Below are 23,623 nucleotides of genomic sequence, written 5' to 3' on the forward strand. Positions count from 1 at the left end.
CGTTTATCGCTTAATCTATGCTCTGCGCGTTTCGCAGGAAAGGCGCAAGTCGGAAAAAAGTTCTCCCCGCCCGGATGCGGGGACGCGTCGGGCGAGCAGCGCCGCCAGCACCACAAGCAGGCAGTCGAGGTAATCCGGGTCATCCAGAAAAGGCTCGCGCGGTTGCGGATAGCGGCTTGCCGCATCCATCAGCGTGCCGTTGCCAAAGCGCGGATGCCATCGCCCCAGCCGCTTGCGGCAGCAATCTGCCTGATGCGCCTCGTCGATCAGGCGCGCCATCATCGCCGGACGGGACGCCCGGGGCAGCGGCAGCAACGCCCGTGCTGCCGCCACCGCATCCCCGATCAGGACCGTCCGCATCAGGCGGCCGGGATGCCGACTTCGTGCAGATGCAACGCGAAGCGCACCCGCCCGCCCGCGAACGACCCACCGCTGGCGCTGAGCAAAAGCGGCGTCGGCTCGTAAAAGCTCATGGGTGCGGACAAAAGCCCCCGCGCCCAGGACCCTGCCGCCGTCCCCAGCCCCGCGCCGAACCGGTCGGGCGCGCCGGGATTGCCGAGTTGCCATGTGGTCAGGCTGCCGGTGATCGGCTCGACCACCCGGGCGGTGACGGCAAAGACCATCGAGGCCGCGGGGATCGTCACGGCGGGAGTTGAACTCTGCCCCGCCGCGATCTCATGGTCGAACTCGGTGATGCGAAAGAACGACCCCGCACGGTTTTCCGACATCGCGACGACCCCGGTGCGCCAGCTTTGCCCGTCGAACAGCGCCGATTGATGTTCGTCGAGGATAAAGCCCTGCCAGCCGCGCCGGGGCGTTGCAAAGACCCAGCCGCCGCCCGTCGCGATGGCAAGCTGGCCTGCACGCCCCTCCCACGCGTTCACCGCGCCCTGCGGTACCGACCAGACCTGACCGTCGGTCGCCGTGAGCGGCGGCAGCGTCACCGTCCGCGACAGGATCGTCACCTGCGCCAGCGCGTCGAGCCGCAACAGCGCCTCATTCACCGTGACATGCTTTTGCGCCTGCGCCGCCTGCACCAGCGGCAGCCCCAGTTGAACCGTCTCAGACATCGACATCCATCCCCGTAAATGGTCCGGCGCCAAACCGCGCCGAAAGTTGCGCCACCTCGATGCGGAACGGCCCCTGAAGCCCGTCCGCCGCCCGTTCCGCCGCGCCATAGATCCAGGCGGGCGCGGTCGTCATCGCCTCGCGGCGGATCGCCTGCCCCTGCGTCACGCGAACCAGATACTGCTCGGCCTCTTCGCCCAGCGGCACGTCCACGCCCGTCCAGCTATCCCCGTCGATCCGTGTCCGCCGCACCCAGCGCAGTTGCAGATCGCCGCCCTGCCGCGTCAGCCGCAGGTGGCAGGGCGCGTAGGGCCGCAGGCCGACGCCGCGAAAGGCCTCGACCAGATGGCGATAGCTCGGATCGTCATAGCCGCGTTGCGCGGGCCCGATGCGGTAATGCCGCGCGAGGTCCCGCGCCGCCTGCGGCAGGTCGATCTGCGTCACCGCCGCATCCAGCAGGACGACGCGGCTGCCGGCGGGCCAGACCTCGGGCATCGCCGCTTCGGTTCCCGCCTGCCCCCGCAACCGCAGCGTGATGTCATAGATGCCCGGCCCGACCAGTTCGGCGGTTGCAAATTGCAGCACCTCCCAGCCATCGGAGGCGCCCGACCCGATGGCCATCGCATTGGCGCCGTTGAGCACCTCAGCCATGCTTGCGGATGCGAGCGCCCCGGACACCCGCACCCGCAGCGCCGGCCCCCGGTCCCAGGCGCCGGGCCGCGCGGCCTCCAGCGGGGTCAGCGTCTCGCCGATCACCGCGCGCGCACCAATGGTCCTGGCAAGCGCATAGCCGTGATCCGCGTCCGAGGACCAGACGGCGACCGAGCCGGGCCAGGGCGTCGCCGTCACCGCCAGATGCGGCGCGTGCGGCACCTCGTCCCCGTGCAGCAGCGGCAGGTCCAGGAACACCGGCAGCACCGGCACGGGCGGGACAAAGGCGCGGGCGCGGGGGGCGTCCTCGGCGGCATCGGCCGGGCGATAGATCCCCGGTTCGACCCGAACCGCGTCGACGTTCAGCACACCCGCCTGTTCCACCCGGTCGATGCGCCAGCGTCGCCCGTTCAGCGCCACGACATCCCCCGCCCCAAGCCCCGACGATGGCGGCAGCGCAAACCGCAACCCGTCCCGCGCCACCCGCGATTCCGCCAGCCACCGGTCGCTGATCGCACGCGCCTCGGGCGTGGTCAGTGCCATGGCAAGCTCGGAATGGGCGATGGAATGGACCGTCTCATCGGGCAGCGCCGCCTCGGCCGACCGCGCCTCATAATCGCCTTCGGCCTCGACATAGTTCAGCCGCACACGCCCCGCGACCTCTGCCTCGGGGGCGCGCTGTCCCTCTTCGCTTCCGTCCAGATCGTCCCCAAGGGCCAGCATCCCGGGCGTCAGGTTGCCGGTCACGCGGCCGCTCCGCATCCGGAACCGCAGCACTCCTTCGCGCTCGATCGCGTCAAAGCCATGGGCGAGCATCAGGGGCTGCAAGGCCGCGCGCCCCGTATCGGTCGATGGCAGGGCATAGCCCCGCACCAGACCGTAAAGCCCCCGCACGTCATAGCCGGTCACGCCCGCCCGCTCGCAGATCTCGGCGACCACATTCGCGAGCGGTTGCGCCGCCGTGCGCCCCGTCAACCAATGCCCGCGCGCATGGTTCGCCCCATCCGACCACAGGTCGCGGTTCATCGGGAAATGCGGCCATGGCCGCGCGTCCCAGGCCCAGACATGGGCGCGGGACATGTCGATCATCCGCCCGCCATAGATCTCCGACACCGGATTGCGCGCCGGATCGGCCCAGTAATCGACCATCGCGCGCAGGTACTGCATCTGGATCAGATCGTCCCGCGCGCCGCTGGAATGGCGCGGCAGGCTCGATTCCGAGGATTTCGGGTCGAGGAACTTGTTCGGTTCGTTCGTTCCCTTGTCCACGGCGGCACAGCCCATCTCGGTGAACCAGATCGGCTTGGACCCCGGCTCCCAGACGGTAGGGGCGGGCAACCGCGCCCCGTCGATCCGTTCGTGATGCGCATTGGCCCACCAGTTGCGCAGATCCTTCACGCGCCAGATCCAGGCCTCGCCATGGGCGCCGTCCTCGATGGGCGAGCGGACCTGCGCCTCCATCGCCTCGCGCCCGGCGTAATACCAGTCATAGCCTTCGCCGCCCTCGATATTGGCCTTCAGGTAATCGAGGTCATGGATCGCGCCCCATGCTGCATCGGCGTGATCCTCGCCATCGCGCCAGTCCGACAGCGGCATGTAATTGTCGATCCCGATGAAATCGACATTCTCGTCCGCCCATAGCGGGTCGAGGTGGAAATAGCGGTTTCCGTCCGCGCTATAGCCGAAATACTCCGACCAGTCGGCGGCATAGCTGATCTTGACCTCCGGCCCCAGGATTGCGCGCACCTCGGCGGCCAGCCTGCGGAACTCCGCCACCGCGGGAAAGCTGTCACCCGCCCCCCGCACCTGAGTCAGGCTGCGCATCTCGGACCCGACGCAGAACGCATCGACCCCACCCGCCGCCTTGCACAGAAACGCGTAATGCAGGATGAAGCGACGATAGCTCCATTCCTGCGGCCCGGAATAGACAACCCGCGTGCCCTCCAGACGGAAATCACCCGCGACGCAATTGCCAAAGAACGCCGCCACCTCGGCCGCCGCGGCCGCTGTGCGGTCGGGCGTGTCCGGCTGCCCGGGGGCAAGCGAGGTGGTGATCCGGCCGCGCCACGGCAACGGCGCCTGCCCTTCGCCGTCGCTCCAGGGATCGGGCAGCGTGTTGCCCGCCATCTGCTCCATCAGCAGGAACGGATAGAATACCGCCTTCTGCCCGCGCCCGGCCAGCGCGCGGATCGCCTCGATGACCGAGGCATCCGCCGGCGTGCCGCCATAGACCGGACGGTCGTCCAGCCGCGCGATCCGGTCGGCGGTGGCGCGGGTCAGGCCCGCCACGACCCAGGGCATCCCCTGCCCGTCGATCTCCTTCTGCTCCACCTTGGGACGGACGCGGCAGGACCCGCAGCGCAGATCATCGCCGAACCACGACACCACCAGCAGCGCCGAACCCGCCCGCGGCAGTTCCTCGGTCAGTTGGTCAAGCGAGACGGCAAGGTCCGCCCGCCCCTCGGGCGAGTTCACGTTGACCGGCGTCACCTCGCCCAGCCCCTTGTCGAAATGCACAGGCGTGGTGGCCAGCGCATATTCCCCCGTTCCGGGCATCAGCGCGACCGCCTCGATCCCGCGCACCAGATCGGGCACATCGGGCGCAATGGCGGGGCGAAACACCTCGAAGGTGAATTGCGGCACCCGGTTGCCGAACCGCTCCAGCGCCAGATCCTCCAGCACCACATAGGCGATGCCGCGATAGGCGGGCGCAAGGTCCGCCCCCTCGACCGCCGCGATGCGCGGGTCCGGCAACTGATCCTCGCTGCCGGTATAGACCCGGATCGCCAGATCGGATTTCGGGATCTCCTCGCCGTCGGCCCAGATCCGGCCCACCCGCGTAATGACGCCCTCGCACAGCGCCACGGCAAGGCTGACGGAATAGCGGTGATGCACCGTCGTCACGCGCGGCTGGCCCTTGCCCCCGCCCTGGCTGCTGCGATCCACCGTTTCCAGAAAGCGCGTGGCCCAGATCACCTGCCCGGGCACCCGCATCCGGCCATAGACCAGCGGCACCGGCGCGCCCTCGGACGCGCCCGTCAGGCGCAGCCGGTCCAGCTTGCCGGTCTCGACCGTCTGCGATCCCGCACCCAGCAGCCGCTGGTCGATCACCTGACCCAGCGTCGCGCCGACGGCCCGCCCGATCACCGCGCCCGAAAGCCCCAGCGCCGTGCCGCCCATGCTTCCGCCCACTGCGGCGCCCACCGCGCCCAGCACAATCGTCGCCATCTGGCTTCTCCTTCAGGGAAAGACGTATCGCGCCACGATCCGGCGCGCCCAGGGGGCCGACAGGGGGCTTTCGACCACCCCGTGCCCGCTATAGGCGTGGACGAAACTCGCCCCCGCCCCGATTTCGCCGGCGATCCCCAGATGCTTGGCGATCCCGCCCTCCCGCATCCGGAAGACCAGAAGATCGCCCGCCCCCCCCGGACCCGCGCGCCGCATCATGTGCCGGTCCAGCGCAGCGATCAGCATCTCGGTCCGCCCCGGCTCCGCCCAATCCGCGGCATAGGGCGGCACGGGCTCCGGCTCGGGCCCGTAAAGCGCCCGCCAGACCCCGCGAAAGAGGCCGAGGCAATCCGCCCCAGCGCCGCGCAGCGAGGCCTGATGCCGATAGGGCGTGCCGATCCAGACCCGCGCCTCGGCCAGCGCCCGCAGGCTCATCGGAACAGGCTCCCGCCGTCATGCACGCCCGATCCGTTCGGCCAGCTCAGCAGCCAGTCTTCGCCCGGCATATGCGGAAAGCCGCGGAAGTTCATGAAATTGCTGAACTTCAACCGGCAGGTCTCGGCCCGCCTGTCACAGCCCGCCTCCAGCCGCACCCGGTCGCCCGCGCTGGCGCCGAGGCCCAGCGCCTGCCACAACTCCACCTCGCGCGCGGCTGCGCCCAGCCGGTCGTTCTTGATGACCGCCGACAAACCCGCAGCCGCGCCGGTCAGCACGACCAACCGCCCGCCCTCGAACCAGCGGTCATCGAACCCCGCCATCTGCGGCAGCCGGAACAGCGTGTCGCCATCATGGGGCAGCTCGATCTCGGCGGAATAGCCGGGCTGGCCCAGATCGACCCGGCACTGCCGGTCGCCCAGAACCGCGCTGCAGCCGCGGTGAAAGATGCGGCCCTGCGGCTGGTTCAACCGCTCGGTCAGCCCGCGCAACTCGGCCCGGAACGCACCGCCGGCCCGCGTGATCTCGCCCAGGCTCCCGCGAAAGATCAGGCCGCGCTGGTCCGGATCGGCCCAGTTCACCTGCCAGATCCGCACGCCCGCATCGTCATAGCGCCCGGCCAGAATGTCGCGTTCCGTCAGCCCCGCCTCGCTCAGGGCGCCATGACCCTCGGCATTGTCCACCGACAGCCCCGTGCCCTGCTGCAAGGCCCTGGCGGTCATGCCCGTGCCCGCGCGGAACAGGATGCCCTCAAAGCGCAGGTCCCGGTCGTGATCGGTAAAGCCCAGCGTCACCCCATCCGCCCGCGTCACCGCCCAGGCGCGGCAAACCGTGGTCGCGCCGGTTTCCAGATGCGCCCGCAGCGTCATAGCCGCACCTCCACCACCGGAACGGCCGGAACCTCGCCAGCCTGGAAATTTGCGACCGAGACATGGATGCGGTCCGTGTCGAACCTGACCGGCACGTCGAACTCGAACCCCGCCGTGACGACCGCGCCCGGCGCCGGCGCATCGGCCAGCCGGATCAGGCCCTGATCGGCCTCCAGCTCGTAATGCAGCCCCTCGGTCAGCGGCAGTCCCGCGACAGCCACCTGCACCGTGCCCGCGACCGCCTTGGCGATGGGCCGCAGATAGGTCGCGGGGCCCGAGACATAGGCCTTCACCAGGCCGAACTCCGTGCGCGCACCGTCGCCCGTGCCCAGCACCTGATCCTCGGCCGAGATCGGACGGCCGAACGGCGCCGACCGGTAATCGGCCCAGTCCTTCCAGCGAAAGCCGTGCATCTGCCCCGCCCGTGCCTCGAAAAAGGCGATCAGCTCGGCCAGATCCTCCAGCCCCCGCAGCCCCAGCCCCGCATCATAGCGGCGACGCGAATGGGCCCAGGGGGTGTTGCGCTCCTCATGCCCGTTCGAGAGCGTCACGATCTCGGTCCGGCGCTCCGGCCCGCCGACAGAGCCAAAGGACAGGTCGGCGGGAAATCTGATCTCGTGGAATGCCATCATCGGTTCCTCTGGCCCCGGCCCAGCGCGCGCGTCATCTGCGCGGCGATCTGGCTCTGACTGCGGTGAAAGCCCTGCACATCGGGCGTCTGGATGTTCATGACCACGTTCACGGGGCGCCCGCCCCCCTGCGCCTGCACGCCCAGCTTGCCGTCGGCGCCGCGCGTCAGGGGCATGATCGCCTCGGGGCCGGCCTCGCCCATCAGCCCGCGCCCGCCCCGCATCGGGAACATGACCGGCCCGCTGACGATGCCGCCTTTGGCAAAGGGCATCACCCGCCCCTGGGTAAAGGCCCCCCCGTCGGCAAAGGGCAGCGCCCCCGAGACCGCCGCGTTGATCCCGCTTGCCAGCGCGCCGCCCACCGCGTTCTGCACCGGCCGCATCGCCGTCGCATAGACCTGGCCCACCATGGACTTCGCGACCTGCCGCAGCGCATCCGACAGCCGCAGCCCGTCGAAAACGAGCCCGTCAAAGGCGCGCCGCAGCCCGCCCCCGAAACTCGTCGTCAACCGCGTCACCTCCCGGTCGGTAAAGACCATGCCCTCCCGCATCCGGGCAAGCTCCCCCTCGAAGGCGCCGGTGACACTGCGGGCGCCCCGCATCTGTTCTTCCAGCGCCGCGATCTGGTCGCTCAGCGCGTCGATCTCACTCATCGCCATCCTCCTTCGGGGGTGCCTTCAGGTCGGGAAAGGCCGCGGCCAGTTCTTCCAGCCGCGCCCGGCTCAGCGCCGCGGGCCCCCCGTCGAGCCCCAGCATGATCAGCAATTCGGCGGGCGTAAGCTGCCAGAACTCGGCCGGTGTCAGCCCCAGGTCCCGCAGCCCCGCCCGCATCAGCCCGCGCCAGTCAAAGGCCCTCATCCGGGCACCGAGAACGCCCGCGCCAGCAGTTCCGCCGCGATCCGCGCCGCCTGCATCGGCCCGCCCCTGATCTCGGCGGTGGCAAGCTCGGACGCATCGCCCTGCCAGCCGCCGCCCCGCAGCCCCGCGACCACCAGCGCCAGCACGTCACGGGTGGCAAAGCGGCCCGTTTCGAACCGCTCCACCAGGTCGATCAGCCCGCCCGTCTCAAGCGCCGCCTCCAGCTCGGCCAGCGCCCCCAGCGTCAGGCGGCACACATGGCGCCGGCCGTCCAGCCAGATCGCCACCTCTCCTGCCAACGGGTTCGCCATCAGAGCGCCACAAAGCTCAGGGCCCCGGCCGAAGCGAGGCTCATCTCATAGCTCGCCTCGCCGTTATGGCTGCCGGAATACTCGATGCCGGTGATCTGGAACCGCCCCTCGACGATGCCGAAATGCGGGATGATCACCTGAAATCCGGGCGTCTCGCCGTCGAAAAAGATCTGCCGCGCCCGTTCATCCGTATTCGCGTCGCGAAACACGCCCGAGCCGGAAATCGCCGCCGATTTCACCCCGGCCCCGGCCAGCAGCTCGCGCCAGCCGCCCTGGCTTTCAAGGCTCGTGACGTCCACCGTTTCGGCGTTGAAGCTTACGCGCGTGGCGCGCAGCCCCGCGATGGTCTCGAACTGGCCGTCGCCGGTCAGGTCGATCTTGATCAACAGATCCTTGCCGTTCTGGGCCCCCATGGCCACCTCCTGCGTTTGAAATCAGTTCTCAGGGTCTTCCGTCCGGGCGCGAAAGGTCAGGTCCACCCGCCGCCCGTCCGCCACCCGCCGCGCCACCGCCCGCTGGAACCAGAGGCCCACCAGCCGCCCCCGATCCAGGGTCAGATCCGCGCCGGTCAGCGCGTCTGTCACCGCCGCCGCGACCTCCTTCGCCACCAGAAACCCGGCGCCGTCGCTGACCACCGAGATGACAAAGCGGTGCTCGGCCCCGCCGCCCGTCGCGTCGGATGCATCGCGCACCTCTTCCGGCCCCAGCGCCACATAGGTGCCGGCGGCCTCTCGGGGCGGCATCGCGTCATGCACCGCCTCGCCCACCAGCGCCGCCAGCGCCGCATCGGCCCGCAGCCGCTGAAACACCGCCGCCTGAAGCGCCGCCCCGCTGCCATAGCTCATCGCCAACCCCCTTTCCGCGCGCTCATGGCGCACGACTTTCGCGCGCTCACAGCACACCTTTTCCGCGCGCTCACAGCGCGACCTCCTCATGCGCAAGGCACAGCAGATACCGCCCCGCCGCGTCGCGCTCTGCGACCGACAGGATGCGGAACCGCCGTGGCCCCTGCCGGAACCGCTGGCCCGGCCTGGGGCGCTCGGACGCGCCCACCGGCGCCCCGCGCACGGTGATCCGCCAGGGCACCATCGACAGCGTCACCAGATCGGCGGTGCGTTCCCGCCCCGTGCCGGCGATCACCTCGGCGTAAAGCGTCCCGAGCGTCACCCACTCCTCCCGGTATCCGCCCGCCCCGTCGGGGCTGGCCGAGACCTCTTCCAGCACCAGCGCCTGCCGCAGCACCGGGGCAATCCCCCGCCGCGTCATCGCCCTACCCCCCGGATAGCCCCGCCAATCGCCCCGCCGAATGTCCGCACCGTGCGCCAGCGTTCGACCAGCGCGCCCACGGCGGCGGGCATCGCGCCCTCGCCCGCGCGGTCGTCGTGATATTGCGCACCCAGCATCAGGACCGCCTGCCGCAGGTCCGCCGGCACGTCCTCCCACCCGCCAAAGCCCGCCAGGAACTCGACCCTCGCATGGCCGCGCGTGGGAATCCCCGGCAGCATGTAGCCCACCGCGACGATCCGGGGGCGGTGCATGTCCTCGATCAGCCGCCAGCGATGCGGCAGCGCCATCCGCGCCTCGCCATGGCGGTCCACCGTCTCGATCACCGCCACCTCGGCCACGGGCGCCAGCGGCAAGGCCTGCTCGTCCACCTCGCGCCATTCGGCGATCTTCCATTCAAAGGTGCGCGACAGCAGCACCTTGCCCGTCCGCGCCTCGACCGCCGCGATGGCGGCCCGCAGATGCGCCCGCAGCAGCGCATCCTCGCCCGTGCCCGCCGCCGGCGCGGCAAAGCCGCTGCCCAGCCGCAGATGCGCGCGGAACGCCTCGACCGGCAGCGCCGCATCGGGCACCGCGCTCAGTTCCTTCAACATCATGCCTGCCTCGCTCGATTGGATGTGGGGCGCGCGCCGGCCGCTTCGCGGGGCGGTTCGGCCGGGACCGGCGCGCGCGGCCCCCCGCGTTCCCGCAGGAGGCGTTCCGTCAGCGGGTCAGCTGACCGCGAATTTCAGCAGCTTGATCGCGGCGAAATCGCTCACATCGCCGCCGACGCGCTTGGACGCATAGAACAGCACATGCGGCTTGGCCGAGAACGGATCGCGCAGCACCCGCAGGTCCGGGCGGTCGGCAACCGTGTAGCCGGCGGTGAAATCGCCGAATGCGATGGCAAAGGCGTTCTCGGCGATGTCCGGCATGTCCTCGGCGATCAGGACCGGATAGCCCATCAGGCGCGAGGGCTGCTCCGCCGCCAACCCGTCCGACCACAGGAACCGCCCGTCCGCATCCTTCATCTTGCGCACCGCGCCCGCGGTCTTGGAGTTCATCACAAAGCTCGCATTGGCCCGGTAGGCCGCGTTCAGCGCATAGACCAGATCGACGATGGCATCGCTCGCGCTCACGGTCGCGAACTCGCCCAGATTGCCCGTCGCGATATAGCCGAGGCTCCCCCAGCTCCACTGCGTCTCGGCGACCTTGGGATGGGTAAGAAAGCCCCTGGGCTTGTCCACGCCGTCGCCGTTGACAAAGGCCGCGGCCTCGGCCCGGGCGAACTTGTCGGCGATCCGGCCAGCCAGCCAGCCCTCGATGTCAAAGGCGCTGTCATCCAGCAGCCGCTGGCTCGCCTTGGGCATGGCCGAAAGCTCGTGCAGCGGGATGGTGATGCGCTCGATCACCGGCGTGTCGCTTTCGCCCACGGGGCCGGTCTCGGTCGCCCAGCCGGACCCCATGTCCGAATGATCGACCAGCACGTCAAAGCTCGTGGCCTCCACCGTCACCACATTGGCGATGGCGCGGATCGACGCGGTGGTCTTCAGCACCGAACGGATCGTGTCAGCGGTCTGCGGATCGACCAGGTATCCCCCCTCGGCCGCGACCGAGGTGTTGAGGCCCTTGCCCTCCAGCACCAGCGCGCGCAGACCGTCGTCGCAGCCGTTGCGCAGATAGGTGTCGAACGCCTTCTGATGCGGCGCTGCGGCGTCAGCGGCGCCCGAAAGCGCGGGGCGGGCATAGGCGATGGTCTTGCGGTCCAGCATGGTCACTCGCTCTTCCTGTTGTTTGAGCTTCGATTGAACGTCGGATTGAAAGGCTTTGACTTCGTTCAGAAATCCATCCAGCGCGGTCTTGACCTCGCTCGGACCTGCGGGCATGGGGGCATCGCCCCGCGACTTCGTCTCGGGTGTCATGTCATCTCCGTTGGGGTTGAAATTCAGATTGTTGCGCGCAGGCTGGCCAGCATCTGGGCCGCGGCGCGGAAGGCGGCGGTCACGGCCTCGCTCTCGGCGGGAACGGCGGCCTTGGCCCCCACCCGCGCGGTGGCCAGCATCGGGAATGTCACCAGCGACACCTCCCACAGGTCGAGCGTCAAAAGCCGCCGCCCGCCCGCCGTCTTCTCGGCCCGCGCGACGCGATAGCCGATCGAGAGCCCGTCAAGCGCCCCGGCCGCGACCAGCGCCGCCGCCTCGCGGCCCTTGGCGACCTCGGGCAGCAGGCGGCCTCGGACGAAAAGGCCCCGGTCGTCCTCGCGCACCTCGTCCCAGATGCCGATGGGTTGCGCGGGGTCGTGCTGCCACAGCATCTTGACCCGCCGCCGCCCCGCCGCGAGCTCCGCAAGCGACCCGGCATAGGCGCCGCGTTCGACCACGTCGCCGCCCTGATCGCGCTGGCCGAACAGGCTCGCATAGCCCTCGATCACCGCGCCATCGCCCACCACCAGCCCTGCCTCGGGCCGGTGGAACTTGTGTTCCAGCTCCATCGCTCTCTCCTATTGCACGATCAGCGACTGCACGCCCTGCGCCAGTATCACCGCCACCACCCCGTAAACGGCCAGCCACAAACGCTTTTCCAGCCGTTCCAGCGTCGCCTCCATCTGCTGAAGCCGGTATTCGAGCCCGGCCCAGCGTTCCTCGGCCACCCGCTCGTTCGCCTCGATCCGGGCCGAGGCGGCGTCGAAACTGTCGTAAAGGTAACGCGACCCGCCCTGGGGCCGCCGCGCGGTCATTCCTCCTCCGCCAGCCGGGGCAGACCCAGGATCGCCCGCTTTTCCGCCTGCGTCAGGAACGCCGCCTCGCCGACCCGGCGCCATTGCTGGTCGCGCTCGGCCGCCAGCGCGGGCACCTGATCCAGATCGGGCCGCAGCTCGACCGCACCGCCCTCGAAGCCCGAAAGCCAATGCGACACCGCCGCCGCGACCCGCGTGACCAGCGGCACCACCGTCAGCCGGTAAAAGGCGCGGTTGGCCTCCTGGTAATTCGCGTAGGTGGCGTCTCCGGGGATGCCCAGCAGCATCGGCGGCACGCCAAAGGCGATGGCGATCTCGCGCGCGGCGGCCTCCTTGGTCTTCTGGAACTCCATGTCCGAGGGGCTGAACCCCATCGGCTTCCAGTCAAGGCCACCCTCCAGCAGCATCGGCCGCCCGGCATTGCGCGCGCCCTGATGGTGCATCTCCATCTCGCTCACCAGCCTGTCATACTGATCCTGCGCCAGCGTGCCGCCATCGGGCCCCTTGTAGACGATCGCGCCCGAGGGCCGGGCCGCATTGTCCAGCAGCGCCTTCGACCAGCGCGAGGCGCTGTTATGCACATCGACCGCGGTCGCCGCCGCCTGCATCGGCGAAAACCCGTAATGGTCGTCCTGCGGGTGGAAACTGCGGATATGGCAGACCGGCGCGCCGGTGGTCATGTCGAACCGGTGCTTGCGGCTGCCGACGGTATAGTCATAGCCCACGGGCCAGCCATCCGGGCCGGGCACCACCGCCATCCGGTCCGACCGCAGCACATGCAGTTCCGCCGGAAAACCTTCGCCCACCGCCTCCAGATAGCCGTTCCCCGAAAGCAGCAACTGGCCGTAAAGCGCCTCGAACAGTTCTGCCTTGCCCTGCGCCGGGTTCGGGCGGCGGATCAGGTCCAGCACCGGATGCGCCTCATAGCGCCGCTCGCAATCCTGCAGCACCAGGGGCAGCGCCGCCGCCGCCTCGGCGATGACCCGCACCGCGCGAAAGCCGACCGGATTGCCCTGAAACCCCGTCCGTGTCAGCGAAACCGTATCGCGCGGCGTCCAGGCCACGCGGCCCCCCGCGCCGCCCCATCGCGCCGCGGCCCCCACGGCCGGACCCGTCGCGCTTGCCTTGCGCTCGGGCGGCGCGGCGCCGCGTTTGAGAAAATCGAACATTCCTGTCTCCTGCACCGTCTGAAGAACGCCCGCCAAGCCTGCGGACCCAAAAGAAAACCCGCCGAAAGGCGGGTTCACGGAACGGTCATGCGGCGCGGCCCTACAGGCTCCGCATCTGCGGCCGCCGCCAGTCTCGCGCCGGGCCGATCATCAGCTCGTGCAGCGCCCAGACCAGCGCGTCCACACGGTCGGGGCTGCCGCGCCCCTCATAGCCGCGCGCGGTCATCTGGCACATCTGGTCCTCCAGCGCGGCCAGCCCCCGCAGGTGATGCACCCGCCCCTGTTCGTAAAGCGCCGCGACGGGTTCCGCCCGCGCCGCCTTGCCGCGCGACGCCCGCACCGCGCGATAGGGCACCAGGGGCGCCACCTGCCGCACGACGCTTTCCACCAGATCGCCGCCCTGGTTGACCTCGGCCACCAGCCGCTCGGCCCCGTGCCGTTCCATCGCCGCGACGGCGGCCCGCGCCCATTCGGCCGGGCTCTTGCCGCTCACGCTCGCGTCCTCCAGCACATAAGCCTTCCAGTCCGCGGGCGGCCCCTTCGTCACCACCCCCGCCACCACGATCCCGCAGGCATCCGAACCGTTATGGCCCGTCACCGGCGGATCGACCGCAACGACCACCCGGTCCAGCACCGGGGCCTTTCCGATCCGCGCCTCCTCCAGCCCGCCAAGGGTCCAGAGCGCGCCTTCTGCATCCTCCAGCAGCTCTCCGTCCAGTTCCTGACGCCCCATCCGGGTGCCGGCATAGCGCGTCCGCACCTCGTCAAGGAAACTCTCGGCCAGCCAGGCGCGGTTCGCCTCGGTCGCCGCATGGGTCGTCACGGTCGAGGGGTTCATCAGCACCTGCTTCAGCACCGCCACGTTGCGCGGCGTCGTCGTCACCACCTGCCGGGGGTTCTCGCCCAGCCGCAGCGCGAATTGCAGCATGTCCCAGACCTCTTCGCCGCGCTTCCACTTGGCCAGTTCATCGACCCAGGCCGCGTCGAATTGCGGCCCCCGCAGATGTTCCGGCTCGTGCGCCGAAAAGGCCTGCGCCACCGCCCCGTTCGGCCAGACGAGCCTGCGCCGCGTCGCCTCCCACACCGGCTTGCGGTCGGGCGGGGACGAGGCCAGCAACCCGCTGTCGCCGAACACCATCACGTCCCGCACCTGGTCAAAGGTTTCGCCGATCAGCGCCACCCGACGCGACCGCCCGGGGTCGAGCGGGCGCGCCCCTTCGACCTCGGCGCGGACCCATTCTGCCCCGGCGCGCGTCTTGCCCGCGCCCCGGCCGCCCAGGATGACCCAGGTCTTCCACGCCCCCTCGGGCGGCAGCTGATGCGGCTGCGCCCAGAACTCCCACAGCCATGGCAGGGCCATCAGCGCCTCGTCCGACAGCCCCGCGATGAATTCATCCACCACCTCCGGCGGCGCGGAGGCGAGCCATGCGGCGCCCGACCTCATCGCGGGCGCGGTCGAAATCGAGCGCATAGTGATAGGCGATGCCGGCGTCCTGTTTGCAAAGTTGTTCAACTTTCTGCCTTTCCTGCATGGCGGTTTGCAGCGCCTTGTGGAACTCGCGGGCATAGCCCTGTGCCTCGCGGGCGGCCTTTTCGTCGCCGCTGCGCGCATCCTCGATGACCGTGGCAAAGACCTCTGCCGCAGTCCGGTAAAGCAAAAGGGCCTCCGAAAGCAGCGCTTCCGAAGACCCTTCGTCCCCGATGGGGCCCATCATTGTCATTGTTCTGTCCGCCTCTCATGCTGCCCCGCACGAGCGGAAACGGAAAGGCGGCGCCGGGTTCCCCCGCGCCGCCTGCCCACTTCTCCTAGCTTGCCTTATCTCTACCTTAGGGCGTTCGCAAAGTCAAGCACTATCTTTCAGGTTGCATCACTCGGCCGCTTCAGGCTCCGCCTCAGCGTCTTCCTCACCCACCGCGGCGCCGGTCTCCGGATCGGTCTCGATGCCTCGCGCGGCGCGCTCCCGCTCGATCTCGCGCCAGCGGGCGACGTTGCGGTTATGCTCTTCCAGCGTCACGCCAAAGGCATGGCCCCCCGTCCCGTCCGCGACGAAATAGATATAGGGCGTATCGTCGGGGTTCAGCGCGGCCTCGATGCTGGCGCGGCCCGGATTGGCGATGGGCGTCGGCGGCAACCCGTCAATTTGGTAGGTATTATAAGGGGTTCGCGCGTCCAGTTCGCTGCGCCGCAGGCCCCGGCCCAGCGTGCCCTCGCCCAGCGTGATGCCATAGATCACCGTCGGGTCGGTCTGCAGCCGCATCCCCTGGTTCAGCCGGTTCACGAATACGCTCGCCACCTGCCGGCGCTCCTCGGCGACACCGGTTTCCTTTTCCACGATCGAGGCAAGGATCAGCGCCTCTTCGGGCGTGTCGATCGGCAGGCCGTCGCTGCGGTTCTCCCACAGATCGGCCAGGATCCTGCTCTGCCGCGCCTCCATCTCATCCACCAGCGCGGCGCGGTCGGCCCCGCGCGTCACCTCATAGGAATCGGGGGCGAGCGTCCCTTCGGCCGGCACCGAATCGATCTGCCCCGACAGGAACTCCGCCCGGCGCAGCGCATCGACCGCCTGCCAGCTTGTCGCGCCCTCGGCCAGCGTCACGCGGAACCGGGTGTCCTCGGCCTGCGCGACCTCCAGATAGCCGTCGGGTACCGCGTCGGTCGCGGGATTGAACCGGATCGTCTCCACATAGCGCGCGGTCTCGGGGTCAAGCTCGCGCACGACCATCTCGGCCAGCACCACCCCGATGCGATAGTTGATCTCGGTCCCGCAGGTGGATGCCCCGCCCCGCGTCAGGATATCGAGCACCTGCGGCATCGACGCGCCCGCCGGCACCAGATAGCTGCCAAAGCGCAGCCCGCCCGACTGTTCCTGATAGCGCGCGCCGATCCGGAAAATCGTCGCGTTGCTGATCGCGCCCTGTTCCTCAAGCTGGCGCGAGACCTGCGCCATGTTCGCGCCCCGCTCGACCCGCACGCAGACCGAGGTCTGCGCCGGCCCCTCGGCCACATATTGCCGCTGGCCCCAGGCGATCAGCCCGCCCAGAAAGGCCAGAACGACGACGAAAAGCGTCAGCGCGTTCGATGCAACATGACGCCACATCAGCGGTCCACCCGGCCCAGCACAAGGCTCGCATTCGTGCCGCCAAAGCCGAAGGAGTTGGACAGCGCCACGTCGATCCTGCGTTTCCGCGCCGCGTTCGGCGCAAGATCCAGCCGGGGCTGCACCGCCGGGTTGTCAAGATTGATGGTCGGCGGCGCGATCTGGTCGCGGATCGCCAGCGCGCAGAAAATCGCCTCGACCGCACCGGCGGCCCCCAAAAGATGCCCGATCGACGATTTGGTGGACGACATCGTGGCCTTGTCCGCCGCGTCGCCCATCAGCCGTTCGACCGCGCCCAGCTCGATCGTGTCGGCCATGGTCGAGGTGCCGTGGGCGTTGATGTAATCCACCTGGTCCGGCGTCACGCCCGCCCGTTTCAGCGCCGCCTGCATCGACCGGTAGCCCCCGTCCCCGTCCTCGGACGGGGCAGTGATGTGATAGGCGTCGCCCGACAGGCCATAGCCCAGCACCTCGGCATAGATCTTCGCGCCGCGCGCCTTCGCGTGTTCGTATTCCTCCAGCACGACGATGCCCGCGCCCTCGCCCATCACGAAGCCGTCGCGGTCGGCGTCATAGGGGCGGCTCGCCTTGGCCGGATCGTCGGCGCGCTTGGTCGAGAGCGCCTTGCAGGCGTTGAACCCGGCGATCCCGATCTCGCTGATCGGGCTTTCGGCGCCGCCCGCCACCATCACATCCGCATCGCCATAGCCGATCAGCCGCGCCGCATCGCCGATGGCATGGGCGCCGGTGGAACAGGCCGTCACCACCGCATGGTTCGGCCCCTTGAAGCCGTAGCGGATGCTCACCTGACCCGAGATCAGGTTGATGAGCGCCCCGGGAATAAAGAACGGCGACACCCGCCGCGGCCCCTTTTCCTTGAGCAGGATCGCCGTTTCCGCGATGGTCGAGAGCCCGCCGATCCCCGACCCGATCATCACGCCGGTGCGCATCCGCGCCTCTTCGTCCTCGGGGGCCCAGCCCGCATCCTCGACCGCCTGCTGCGCGGCGGCCATCCCGTAAAGGATGAAGTCATCGACCTTGCGGCGTTCCTTCGGCTCCATCCAGTCGTCGGGGTTGAAGGTGCCGTCCGACCCGTCGCCAAAGGGGATCTCGCAGGCATAGGTCGTGGCAAGATGGCTCGCGTCAAAGCGGCTGATCGTGCGCGCGCCGCTTTGTCCGGCCAACAGGCGCCGCCAGGTCTCCTCGACCCCGCAGGCCAGCGGCGTGACCATACCCATGCCCGTGATAACCACCCGACGCATCGCCATTCTCCTGCCTCATGTTTTTCCGCGCGTTAGATACACGCCCTACCCCTGCCGCGCAATGATCCCCAGGGTTGCGGCGACCAGTTGCGCGGCAAGCAGCGCAGCCTGCCCGTCGATGTCGCGGTCGGGCATGAACTCCACCAGGTCGAAGGCCGCGATCCGGCCCCGCGCCGCCGCGCCCGCGATCAGCTCGACCGCCTGCCAATAGCCAAGCCCCCCCGCCGTGCGTCCGATCACCGCCGGCATGATCGCGGGGTCGAGCGCGTCGCAATCGAAACAGACAATGATGTCAGAGCCTTCCGGGATCAGGTCCAGCGCCGCCTGAACCCCGCGCCGCGCCACCTCGGACGCCGGAACAAAGGCTACCCCCCAGTCCAGCGCATCCTGATAATCGCCGGGCCGGGCTGATCCGATGCCGCGCTGCCCCACCTGCACGATCCGCTCGATATGGTCCATCTCGCTTGCCCGGCGCATGGTCGAGGAAAGCCCCAAAGGCTCGTCCTCGACCTCCTGGCGCCAGTCGATATGGGCGTCGATCTGCAGGATGGTGAATTTTCCACGCCCGGCAAAGGCCTCCAGCATCGGGATGGGCAGGCTGTCATCGCCGCCCAGCAGCACCGGCACGGCGCCCCGGTCCAGCATCATGGCCACCGCATCGCGCACCAGCGCGCGGTTCCCCGCGCCGTCGCCATCGACCGTGGGCAGGTCGCCGCAATCGACCGCAGCACCCGGATCCGGCAGCGTCGGCGTGCCCAGATCGAAATTCATATGCGTCAGGTTCGCCGCATAGGTCGCCGCCGCCGCCCGGATCGCCGCAGGCGCGCCCGCGCAATAGGCCCCGACGGACGGATAGGATGTGATCGCCCCCGCCCCCATCAGCGCGACCCGCGCCGTCAGCCCCGCCAGATCGTCGCAGCGTGGCAGCCCCATGAAGGTCTCTGCCGCCCCCGCCCCGAACATCGTTCCCAGATCCGCCATCTTCCGTCCCCGTTTTCAAACTTGCGCCCAAAAGGCACCAAAAGCTGATCTCGATCAAGGCGTGATCCCCTGCGGCCGGGCAGTTTGCGCCTGTGGCAACAGACGGAAAAGCCGATGAAACTGACCTTGCGCACCGATCTCGCCCTGCGGGTCCTGATGTATTGCGCGCTGAACGACGGGCTGGCGCGCAAGCATGACATCGCGGCGGCCTGCGGCGCCTCCGTCAATCATCTGGGGCAGGTGATCCATGCGCTGGGGCAGGCCGGATTCATCCGCACCGCGCGCGGTCGGGGCGGCGGCATCGTTCTGGCGCGGCCGCCCGCGCGGCAGGCGATCGGCGCGGTCGTCCGCCTGTTCGAGGCGCGAGGGCCGGACGATTGCTTTGGCGACTGCAACCGGCCCTGCCCGCTGATCGCGGACTGCCGGCTGCGCCCCGTGCTGTCCGAGGCGCTGGAGGCGTTCTGGGGCGTGCTCGACAGCTATACGCTCGCCGACCTGACAGAGGGGAACGGGCGGCTGGCAGGCGCGATGGGGATCGGAGCCGTGGCGGCACCCGATCACGCAGGTGTTAACCCTGCCGTCGCTTTGCCCCTTGCCCAAAGGCGCGCCGCGCCGCAATGGGCACGGGCCGCCAAGGCACGCAACCTTCGGATGAAATGATGACCGACCAAGCCCGCATCCCCGCCGCCCCCGTCCAGGCGCCCCCGCCGGTTTCTGCCGCCCCCGCCCCGGGGCCGGTTTCCAAGACCCCCGCACCGGCGGCCCCTGCCCCCTTTGTCTTTCGCGACTGGGCCGCGATCTGACATCCGCGTCCGCCCCACCCCGCACCCCCTTGCGCGGCGGCGCGGGCCGAGGCATCCTGACCGTGAACAAACCGGGCACATGATCCCGGTTCGGTTGACAAGGGTCCGGGGGCGGCATGGCGGAAAAACAGGTGGCGAAAAAGGTCCGTGCGGAACAGGCGAGGCCAGACGGCACGACTGCGGGAACGGAGACGGCCACTACCGGCCAGCGCATTTCCGCACTGAAGAACCTCGGTCCCGCGACCGAATCCGCCTTTGCCCGCGCGGGCATCCATGATGCGGAAACGCTCCGCGCGCTCGGGACCGATGCGGCCTATGGGCGGCTTCTGGCCTCGGGGCAGCGGCCGCATTTCATCAGCTTCTACGTGCTCGAAATGGCGTTGCAGGGCCGCCCCTGGAACGATTGCCGCGGGGCCGAGAAAGAGGCGCTGCGCAAACGCTTCGACGCGCTTTGCGCCAAGGTCAAACCCGACCCCGCCCAGACCGGCCTCCGCCGGCTGGAGGCCGAACTGGACGCCATCGGCGTGATCGCCCGCCCGGCCAAGGCCAGCAAGAGGCCCCGGGCCAAACCCGCCAGCCGCTGATCCCGCCGCCCGCGCGACGAGCCTGCCTTCACCACCCCCCCTCGCAAACCTGCGCCCGGCCCGCGAAACCGCCCCCCAAACGAAAAAGGCCGCACCCGAAGGCACGGCCCGATCCTGCGCGGCGGAAAGGGTCAGCCGACCAGTTCCAGCCCCGAAAAGAAGAACGCGATCTCGATCGCCGCGTTTTCGGCCGAATCCGAACCGTGGACCGAGTTCTCGCCGATCGAAAGCGCGAATTCCTTGCGCACGGTGCCGTCCGCGGCCTCGGCCGGGTTGGTGGCGCCCATCACTTCGCGGTTCTTGGCCACGGCGCCTTCGCCTTCCAGCACCTGAACGACGACGGGGGCCGAGGCCATGAACTGGCACAGCTCGCCGTAGAAGGGGCGTTCCTTGTGAACCTCGTAGAACTGGCCGGCCTGCGCCTCGGTCAGGTGGATGCGCTTTTGCGCGACGATGCGCAGACCCGCCTCTTCGAACTTGGCGTTGATCTTGCCGGTCAGGTTGCGGCGCGTCGCGTCGGGCTTGATGATGGAAAGGGTGCGTTCAATGGCCATTGTCGCCTCATGCTGAAAGGGGCGGCTTGCCCCGCGGTGAAACCGGCGCCCTGCTAGCATGACCCCGCGCGGTTGGAAACCCGGCATCGCGGGCCCGATGCACAACCGCCAGACGCGTGTTCAGCGGATGGCGTCGGCCTGCGTCCGCACCCCCGGCAGCCCGCCGTCCGCAGCCGTGACGCCCGCCTTGACGCCCAGCGCGTCGCGCAGCGCCTGCGCCGTCATGGGCCGGGAAAAGATGAAGCCCTGCGCCTCGGTAAAGCCCTCTTGCTCGACCATGCGCAACTGCTCCTCGGTCTCCACCCCCTCGACCGTGGTGGGGATGGACAGGCTGCGCCCGATGATGGCCACCGCGCGGATGATCGCCAGCGCCTCTTCGCGGGGCAGGTCCTGGATGAACGATCGGTCCACCTTGATCTTGTCGAACGGGAACGACCGCAGATAGCTGAGCGAGGAATAGCCCGTCCCGAAATCGTCCATCACGATCTTGACGCCCAGCGCCCGCAGCGCCGCGAGCGTTTCGAGGTTATGGCCCGTCGCGTCCAGCAGCACGCTTTCCGTGATTTCCAGTTGCAGCCGCCCGGGGTCGAGCCCCGAATCCGCCAGCGCCGCGCGTACCATGGCCGGCAGCCGCCCGCCCCGGAACTGCACCACCGACAGGTTCACGGCCAGCGCGATATCGTCGGGCCAGCCGGCGGCCTCGGCGCAGGCGGTGCGCAGGACCCATTCGCCGATCCGGGCAATCAGGCCGCTTTCCTCGGCCACCGGCATGAAGTCAGAGGGCGGGATCATGCCGCGCGTGGGATGCGGCCAGCGCACCAGCGCCTCGCAGCTTGTGACGCGGCCCGTGCCGATGTCCTGCAGGGGTTGATAATGCACCTCCAGCTCACCGGCCCGAAAGGCGCGCCGCAGGCCCATCTTGATCTCGTGCCGTTCGCGCAGGCGGTCATCCATCCCCTGCTCGAACCGGCGCCAGATGCCGCGCCCGCCCTCCTTGGCGGCGTAAAGCGCGATATCGGCCGCCTTGATGAGCTGGTCTGCCGTTTCGCCGTCACTTCCCGACAGCGCGATGCCGATGCTTGCGCCCACGACCAGCTCGATCCCCTCTATCATGCAGGGCTCGCTCAGCGTCGCGATGATGCGTTCGGCCAGATCGCTGGCCTCGGTCACAGAGCCCAGCCGGGGCAGCACAATCATGAATTCGTCGCCGCCCACCCGTGCGACGGTCTCGCCCGCGCGCACCGCCGCGCGCAGCCGGCCCGAAAGGATCTGCAACAGCCGGTCGCCCACCGGGTGACCATAGCTGTCATTGACCGGCTTGAAGTTGTCGAGATCGACCATCAGCACGGCGGCCCGGCCGTCGGGTTCGCGGCGCGCACGCACCAGGGCCTCGGTCAGGGCCTCATGGAACTGGCGCCGGTTCGGCAATCCCGTAAGCCCGTCAAGCCGCGCGAGACGATAGAGCGCCTTTTCCGAATTGCGGCGGTTCTCTTCCAGAAGGCGCGTCTTGGTCACGTCGCGGAAAAAGACCGAGAGCCCGTCGCCCAGCGGTGCGACCTGCACCTGAAACCAGCGGTTGCTTGCCGCGTCCTGATCCTCGAACGCGACGGCGCGACGGGTCGCCATCACCTCGCGGCAGCGGTGGGCGAAACGTTCCTCGTTGCCGGGGATCACGGACCACAGGTTGCGCCCCAGCATCGGCTGCGCATCCCTCAGGGCGCGCTGGGCCGGGCCGTTCAGATAGGTGACATTGAAGTCGCGATCCACGACCAGCACCCCGTCCATCGTGTTTTCCAGCACGGCGGTCATGCGGAGTGCTGCGTCTTCGGCGGCGAGCCTCGCCTGCCGCAGCTCGGTCACGTCGCGCCAGATCGAGAGGATGCGTTCCGGCTTCCCGTCGGGTCCGCGCACCGGCGCCATCACGATGTCCATGTTGCGCGGCGGCCCCCAGCCGAACTGCACCGGCGGGTCGCCGATGATGATCCGCGCGGTCTCCCCGCGCGCCACGCGGGCAAAGGCGTCGCCGATTTCCTGAACCTTTTCGGGTGGAACGACATCGCGCCAACCGTCAAGGTTGCGGATCGGCCTGCCGTCAAAGATCCGGTCCGCCGCCGCGTTCGACAGGACCAGGTTCCCGTCGAGATCGAGAAGGCGGATCGCGTCGGCGCTGCTTTCGAAGATACTGGCCATGAGAGCGCGCCCGCGGCGCTCGCGTTCCGCGCTTTCAGAGATCTCGGAAATGTCGATCATCTCGGCCACGATCAGCGCGGGCAGGCCGATCTCGGCGGCCTCCTGGGCGGTGAGCTCAAGCCTGCGGATGCAGAGCCGCCAGGGGCCCGGCCCGAATGCCCCGAGATATTCATGTCCGTCAAAGGGGATGCCGGTCGCCAGGACCTCTGCCTCGATCGCGGCAAGACGCGCGACCACCTCGGGCGAAAGGATGCCCTGCGGATGATCATGGCGCCCCGCCAAGCTGCGGGGCAGGCCAAGCACCGTTTCCACGGCGTCATTCATGCAGAGGATGCGCAGCGACCCGTCCGTCACCATGGTCGGATTCGGGCTGAGATTGATGAACCGCTGCAACAGGCCCATCGTTCCGATTGTCGCCGGCATCATGCTGTCGCCCATCAAGCCCCCCAAAGGCGCCATCCCTGGCCTGTCCCAGAGTCCCAGCCATAGCGCGAAGCGGTCTCATCGCAAAGCACTCAATAGGATGGGCGGACGGGCCGAGGGATGGGGCTTTGGCGTTTCCGTAATCGCCGGAGGGGTCTTGATGAGACTACGACACCAGGGACGAAAATGCCACGGCCAAAGCTGCCCAGTCCACGAACGACTGCCCGGACAGCCACTTGCCGAGCCTGGTGGACCGTAGCGTCGCTTCACGTATTTCCGGCGGAGCCGCTGCAACCTTTCGGGATGCCTCTTGCAGCAGGTCTGGTGCCGCGTTCCTCAGAACCGGAAAGCGGTCCGTAAGAAAAACGAGATCAATCGCCGTGCCCCGAATTCTCTCCATTCTGTTGCCGGCGATCAGCATCTCGGGGGGCGAGATCGCCCGAACCGAGATCCCGGTATCGCAGTCTTGAATCAGGTTGTTCTTGATCAAGATACCCATGTCAGATCCTT

The 23,623-nt window shown here is 69.1% G+C and carries 28 protein-coding genes; 3 read left to right on the forward strand and 25 right to left on the reverse strand.

Annotated features, from left to right (window positions below):
• Nucleotides 1–15: 15 nt before the first annotated feature.
• From ACFSGJ_RS07850 to ACFSGJ_RS07955, 22 genes are all read right to left on the reverse strand, one after another.
• A complete protein-coding gene (locus tag ACFSGJ_RS07850; RefSeq protein ID WP_390260492.1) occupies nt 16–360 on the reverse strand; it encodes a DUF7742 family protein in 345 nt (114 codons plus the stop codon).
• Nucleotides 360–1,070: a DUF2793 domain-containing protein gene (locus ACFSGJ_RS07855; RefSeq protein WP_390260495.1), complete on the reverse strand. Its 711-nt coding sequence runs from the start codon at nt 1,068–1,070 to the stop codon at nt 360–362. Before ACFSGJ_RS07855 ends, ACFSGJ_RS07850 begins: the two co-directional genes overlap by 1 nt.
• On the reverse strand, nt 1,063–4,947 hold the full coding sequence (locus tag ACFSGJ_RS07860; RefSeq protein ID WP_390260498.1) for a baseplate multidomain protein megatron: 3,885 nt from the start codon (nt 4,945–4,947) through the stop codon (nt 1,063–1,065). Before ACFSGJ_RS07860 ends, ACFSGJ_RS07855 begins: the two co-directional genes overlap by 8 nt.
• Before the next feature lie 12 nt (nt 4,948–4,959).
• Nucleotides 4,960–5,382: a C40 family peptidase gene (locus ACFSGJ_RS07865; RefSeq protein ID WP_390260500.1), complete on the reverse strand. Its 423-nt coding sequence runs from the start codon at nt 5,380–5,382 to the stop codon at nt 4,960–4,962.
• On the reverse strand, nt 5,379–6,251 hold the full coding sequence (locus ACFSGJ_RS07870) for a DUF2163 domain-containing protein (protein ID WP_390260501.1): 873 nt from the start codon (nt 6,249–6,251) through the stop codon (nt 5,379–5,381). Before ACFSGJ_RS07870 ends, ACFSGJ_RS07865 begins: the two co-directional genes overlap by 4 nt.
• Nucleotides 6,248–6,880 (reverse strand): phage distal tail protein, Rcc01695 family, encoded by a 633-nt coding sequence (locus ACFSGJ_RS07875; RefSeq protein WP_390260503.1) that lies wholly within the window; start codon nt 6,878–6,880, stop codon nt 6,248–6,250. Before ACFSGJ_RS07875 ends, ACFSGJ_RS07870 begins: the two co-directional genes overlap by 4 nt.
• On the reverse strand, nt 6,880–7,533 hold the full coding sequence (locus ACFSGJ_RS07880) for a phage tail tape measure protein (protein ID WP_390260505.1): 654 nt from the start codon (nt 7,531–7,533) through the stop codon (nt 6,880–6,882). Before ACFSGJ_RS07880 ends, ACFSGJ_RS07875 begins: the two co-directional genes overlap by 1 nt.
• Nucleotides 7,526–7,738, reverse strand: coding sequence for a rcc01693 family protein (locus tag ACFSGJ_RS07885; protein ID WP_390260507.1), 213 nt, complete (start codon nt 7,736–7,738; stop codon nt 7,526–7,528). The genes ACFSGJ_RS07880 and ACFSGJ_RS07885 overlap by 8 nt, the downstream gene beginning before the upstream one ends.
• Nucleotides 7,735–8,049: a gene transfer agent family protein gene (locus ACFSGJ_RS07890; RefSeq protein WP_390260509.1), complete on the reverse strand. Its 315-nt coding sequence runs from the start codon at nt 8,047–8,049 to the stop codon at nt 7,735–7,737. Before ACFSGJ_RS07890 ends, ACFSGJ_RS07885 begins: the two co-directional genes overlap by 4 nt.
• Complete coding sequence (locus tag ACFSGJ_RS07895) at nt 8,049–8,462, reverse strand: phage major tail protein, TP901-1 family (protein WP_390260511.1); 414 nt, start codon at nt 8,460–8,462, stop codon at nt 8,049–8,051. Before ACFSGJ_RS07895 ends, ACFSGJ_RS07890 begins: the two co-directional genes overlap by 1 nt.
• A 21-nt stretch (nt 8,463–8,483) precedes the next feature.
• On the reverse strand, nt 8,484–8,894 hold the full coding sequence (locus ACFSGJ_RS07900) for a DUF3168 domain-containing protein (RefSeq protein ID WP_390260513.1): 411 nt from the start codon (nt 8,892–8,894) through the stop codon (nt 8,484–8,486).
• 70 nt (nt 8,895–8,964) lie between these two features.
• Nucleotides 8,965–9,315 carry a head-tail adaptor protein gene (locus tag ACFSGJ_RS07905; protein WP_390260515.1) on the reverse strand — a complete coding sequence of 117 codons (351 nt, stop codon included), beginning with the start codon at nt 9,313–9,315 and terminating at the stop codon, nt 8,965–8,967.
• Nucleotides 9,312–9,929: a head-tail connector protein gene (locus ACFSGJ_RS07910; protein WP_390260517.1), complete on the reverse strand. Its 618-nt coding sequence runs from the start codon at nt 9,927–9,929 to the stop codon at nt 9,312–9,314. Before ACFSGJ_RS07910 ends, ACFSGJ_RS07905 begins: the two co-directional genes overlap by 4 nt.
• Nucleotides 9,930–10,043: 114 nt before the next feature.
• Nucleotides 10,044–11,234: a phage major capsid protein gene (locus tag ACFSGJ_RS07915; RefSeq protein ID WP_390260519.1), complete on the reverse strand. Its 1,191-nt coding sequence runs from the start codon at nt 11,232–11,234 to the stop codon at nt 10,044–10,046.
• Nucleotides 11,235–11,257: 23 nt separating this feature from the next.
• Nucleotides 11,258–11,803 carry an HK97 family phage prohead protease gene (locus ACFSGJ_RS07920; protein WP_390260521.1) on the reverse strand — a complete coding sequence of 182 codons (546 nt, stop codon included), beginning with the start codon at nt 11,801–11,803 and terminating at the stop codon, nt 11,258–11,260.
• Between the two features lie 9 nt (nt 11,804–11,812).
• Nucleotides 11,813–12,049: a GTA head formation protein, RCAP_rcc01685 family gene (locus tag ACFSGJ_RS07925; protein WP_390260523.1), complete on the reverse strand. Its 237-nt coding sequence runs from the start codon at nt 12,047–12,049 to the stop codon at nt 11,813–11,815.
• Nucleotides 12,046–13,218 (reverse strand): phage portal protein, encoded by a 1,173-nt coding sequence (locus tag ACFSGJ_RS07930; protein ID WP_390260525.1) that lies wholly within the window; start codon nt 13,216–13,218, stop codon nt 12,046–12,048. The genes ACFSGJ_RS07925 and ACFSGJ_RS07930 overlap by 4 nt, the downstream gene beginning before the upstream one ends.
• Nucleotides 13,219–13,318: 100 nt before the next feature.
• The gene (locus tag ACFSGJ_RS07935) at nt 13,319–14,662 is read right to left on the reverse strand and encodes a DNA-packaging protein (protein WP_390260527.1); all 1,344 of its coding nucleotides are present in this window, start codon (nt 14,660–14,662) and stop codon (nt 13,319–13,321) included.
• On the reverse strand, nt 14,610–14,933 hold the full coding sequence (locus ACFSGJ_RS07940; RefSeq protein WP_390260529.1) for a hypothetical protein: 324 nt from the start codon (nt 14,931–14,933) through the stop codon (nt 14,610–14,612). Before ACFSGJ_RS07940 ends, ACFSGJ_RS07935 begins: the two co-directional genes overlap by 53 nt.
• Nucleotides 14,934–15,086: 153 nt before the next feature.
• On the reverse strand, nt 15,087–16,316 hold the full coding sequence (mltG, locus tag ACFSGJ_RS07945) for an endolytic transglycosylase MltG (protein WP_390260531.1): 1,230 nt from the start codon (nt 16,314–16,316) through the stop codon (nt 15,087–15,089).
• Nucleotides 16,316–17,578: a beta-ketoacyl-ACP synthase II gene (fabF, locus tag ACFSGJ_RS07950; protein WP_390260533.1), complete on the reverse strand. Its 1,263-nt coding sequence runs from the start codon at nt 17,576–17,578 to the stop codon at nt 16,316–16,318. The genes mltG and fabF overlap by 1 nt, the downstream gene beginning before the upstream one ends.
• A 45-nt stretch (nt 17,579–17,623) precedes the next feature.
• Nucleotides 17,624–18,559 (reverse strand): arginase family protein, encoded by a 936-nt coding sequence (locus tag ACFSGJ_RS07955; RefSeq protein ID WP_390260534.1) that lies wholly within the window; start codon nt 18,557–18,559, stop codon nt 17,624–17,626.
• Between the two features lie 114 nt (nt 18,560–18,673).
• Between ACFSGJ_RS07955 and ACFSGJ_RS07960 the strand changes: the two genes are divergently transcribed.
• From ACFSGJ_RS07960 to ACFSGJ_RS07970, 3 genes are all read left to right on the forward strand, one after another.
• The gene (locus ACFSGJ_RS07960) at nt 18,674–19,219 is read left to right on the forward strand and encodes an RrF2 family transcriptional regulator (RefSeq protein ID WP_390260536.1); all 546 of its coding nucleotides are present in this window, start codon (nt 18,674–18,676) and stop codon (nt 19,217–19,219) included.
• Nucleotides 19,219–19,362, forward strand: coding sequence for a hypothetical protein (locus ACFSGJ_RS07965; RefSeq protein ID WP_390260538.1), 144 nt, complete (start codon nt 19,219–19,221; stop codon nt 19,360–19,362). Before ACFSGJ_RS07960 ends, ACFSGJ_RS07965 begins: the two co-directional genes overlap by 1 nt.
• A gap of 116 nt (nt 19,363–19,478) precedes the next feature.
• Complete coding sequence (locus ACFSGJ_RS07970) at nt 19,479–19,946, forward strand: TfoX/Sxy family protein (RefSeq protein ID WP_390260540.1); 468 nt, start codon at nt 19,479–19,481, stop codon at nt 19,944–19,946.
• Between the two features lie 131 nt (nt 19,947–20,077).
• Here ACFSGJ_RS07970 and ndk read toward each other — a convergent pair whose 3' ends face one another.
• The 3 genes from ndk to ACFSGJ_RS07985 form a co-directional block, all read right to left on the reverse strand.
• On the reverse strand, nt 20,078–20,500 hold the full coding sequence (ndk, locus tag ACFSGJ_RS07975; protein ID WP_390260542.1) for a nucleoside-diphosphate kinase: 423 nt from the start codon (nt 20,498–20,500) through the stop codon (nt 20,078–20,080).
• Nucleotides 20,501–20,620: 120 nt separating this feature from the next.
• Nucleotides 20,621–23,116 carry a sensor domain-containing protein gene (locus ACFSGJ_RS07980; protein ID WP_390260544.1) on the reverse strand — a complete coding sequence of 832 codons (2,496 nt, stop codon included), beginning with the start codon at nt 23,114–23,116 and terminating at the stop codon, nt 20,621–20,623.
• A 163-nt stretch (nt 23,117–23,279) separates the two neighbouring features.
• The gene (locus ACFSGJ_RS07985; protein WP_390260546.1) at nt 23,280–23,612 is read right to left on the reverse strand and encodes a hypothetical protein; all 333 of its coding nucleotides are present in this window, start codon (nt 23,610–23,612) and stop codon (nt 23,280–23,282) included.
• Nucleotides 23,613–23,623 lie beyond the last annotated feature (11 nt).

This window comes from Halodurantibacterium flavum (assembly GCF_042681825.1).
Taxonomy (GTDB): domain Bacteria; phylum Pseudomonadota; class Alphaproteobacteria; order Rhodobacterales; family Rhodobacteraceae; genus Halodurantibacterium; species Halodurantibacterium flavum.

Coding starts and splice junctions, on each gene's coding strand:
- ACFSGJ_RS07850 (WP_390260492.1), bottom strand. CDS start 360: ATGCGGACGGTCCTGATCGGGGATGCGGTGGCGGCAGCACGGGCGTTG.
- ACFSGJ_RS07855 (WP_390260495.1), bottom strand. CDS start 1,070: ATGTCTGAGACGGTTCAACTGGGGCTGCCGCTGGTGCAGGCGGCGCAG.
- ACFSGJ_RS07860 (WP_390260498.1), bottom strand. CDS start 4,947: ATGGCGACGATTGTGCTGGGCGCGGTGGGCGCCGCAGTGGGCGGAAGC.
- ACFSGJ_RS07865 (WP_390260500.1), bottom strand. CDS start 5,382: ATGAGCCTGCGGGCGCTGGCCGAGGCGCGGGTCTGGATCGGCACGCCC.
- ACFSGJ_RS07870 (WP_390260501.1), bottom strand. CDS start 6,251: ATGACGCTGCGGGCGCATCTGGAAACCGGCGCGACCACGGTTTGCCGC.
- ACFSGJ_RS07875 (WP_390260503.1), bottom strand. CDS start 6,880: ATGGCATTCCACGAGATCAGATTTCCCGCCGACCTGTCCTTTGGCTCT.
- ACFSGJ_RS07880 (WP_390260505.1), bottom strand. CDS start 7,533: ATGAGTGAGATCGACGCGCTGAGCGACCAGATCGCGGCGCTGGAAGAA.
- ACFSGJ_RS07885 (WP_390260507.1), bottom strand. CDS start 7,738: ATGAGGGCCTTTGACTGGCGCGGGCTGATGCGGGCGGGGCTGCGGGAC.
- ACFSGJ_RS07890 (WP_390260509.1), bottom strand. CDS start 8,049: ATGGCGAACCCGTTGGCAGGAGAGGTGGCGATCTGGCTGGACGGCCGG.
- ACFSGJ_RS07895 (WP_390260511.1), bottom strand. CDS start 8,462: ATGGGGGCCCAGAACGGCAAGGATCTGTTGATCAAGATCGACCTGACC.
- ACFSGJ_RS07900 (WP_390260513.1), bottom strand. CDS start 8,894: ATGAGCTATGGCAGCGGGGCGGCGCTTCAGGCGGCGGTGTTTCAGCGG.
- ACFSGJ_RS07905 (WP_390260515.1), bottom strand. CDS start 9,315: ATGACGCGGCGGGGGATTGCCCCGGTGCTGCGGCAGGCGCTGGTGCTG.
- ACFSGJ_RS07910 (WP_390260517.1), bottom strand. CDS start 9,929: ATGATGTTGAAGGAACTGAGCGCGGTGCCCGATGCGGCGCTGCCGGTC.
- ACFSGJ_RS07915 (WP_390260519.1), bottom strand. CDS start 11,234: ATGACACCCGAGACGAAGTCGCGGGGCGATGCCCCCATGCCCGCAGGT.
- ACFSGJ_RS07920 (WP_390260521.1), bottom strand. CDS start 11,803: ATGGAGCTGGAACACAAGTTCCACCGGCCCGAGGCAGGGCTGGTGGTG.
- ACFSGJ_RS07925 (WP_390260523.1), bottom strand. CDS start 12,049: ATGACCGCGCGGCGGCCCCAGGGCGGGTCGCGTTACCTTTACGACAGT.
- ACFSGJ_RS07930 (WP_390260525.1), bottom strand. CDS start 13,218: ATGTTCGATTTTCTCAAACGCGGCGCCGCGCCGCCCGAGCGCAAGGCA.
- ACFSGJ_RS07935 (WP_390260527.1), bottom strand. CDS start 14,662: ATGAGGTCGGGCGCCGCATGGCTCGCCTCCGCGCCGCCGGAGGTGGTG.
- ACFSGJ_RS07940 (WP_390260529.1), bottom strand. CDS start 14,933: ATGATGGGCCCCATCGGGGACGAAGGGTCTTCGGAAGCGCTGCTTTCG.
- mltG (WP_390260531.1), bottom strand. CDS start 16,316: ATGTGGCGTCATGTTGCATCGAACGCGCTGACGCTTTTCGTCGTCGTT.
- fabF (WP_390260533.1), bottom strand. CDS start 17,578: ATGCGTCGGGTGGTTATCACGGGCATGGGTATGGTCACGCCGCTGGCC.
- ACFSGJ_RS07955 (WP_390260534.1), bottom strand. CDS start 18,559: ATGGCGGATCTGGGAACGATGTTCGGGGCGGGGGCGGCAGAGACCTTC.
- ACFSGJ_RS07960 (WP_390260536.1), top strand. CDS start 18,674: ATGAAACTGACCTTGCGCACCGATCTCGCCCTGCGGGTCCTGATGTAT.
- ACFSGJ_RS07965 (WP_390260538.1), top strand. CDS start 19,219: ATGACCGACCAAGCCCGCATCCCCGCCGCCCCCGTCCAGGCGCCCCCG.
- ACFSGJ_RS07970 (WP_390260540.1), top strand. CDS start 19,479: ATGGCGGAAAAACAGGTGGCGAAAAAGGTCCGTGCGGAACAGGCGAGG.
- ndk (WP_390260542.1), bottom strand. CDS start 20,500: ATGGCCATTGAACGCACCCTTTCCATCATCAAGCCCGACGCGACGCGC.
- ACFSGJ_RS07980 (WP_390260544.1), bottom strand. CDS start 23,116: ATGATGCCGGCGACAATCGGAACGATGGGCCTGTTGCAGCGGTTCATC.
- ACFSGJ_RS07985 (WP_390260546.1), bottom strand. CDS start 23,612: ATGGGTATCTTGATCAAGAACAACCTGATTCAAGACTGCGATACCGGG.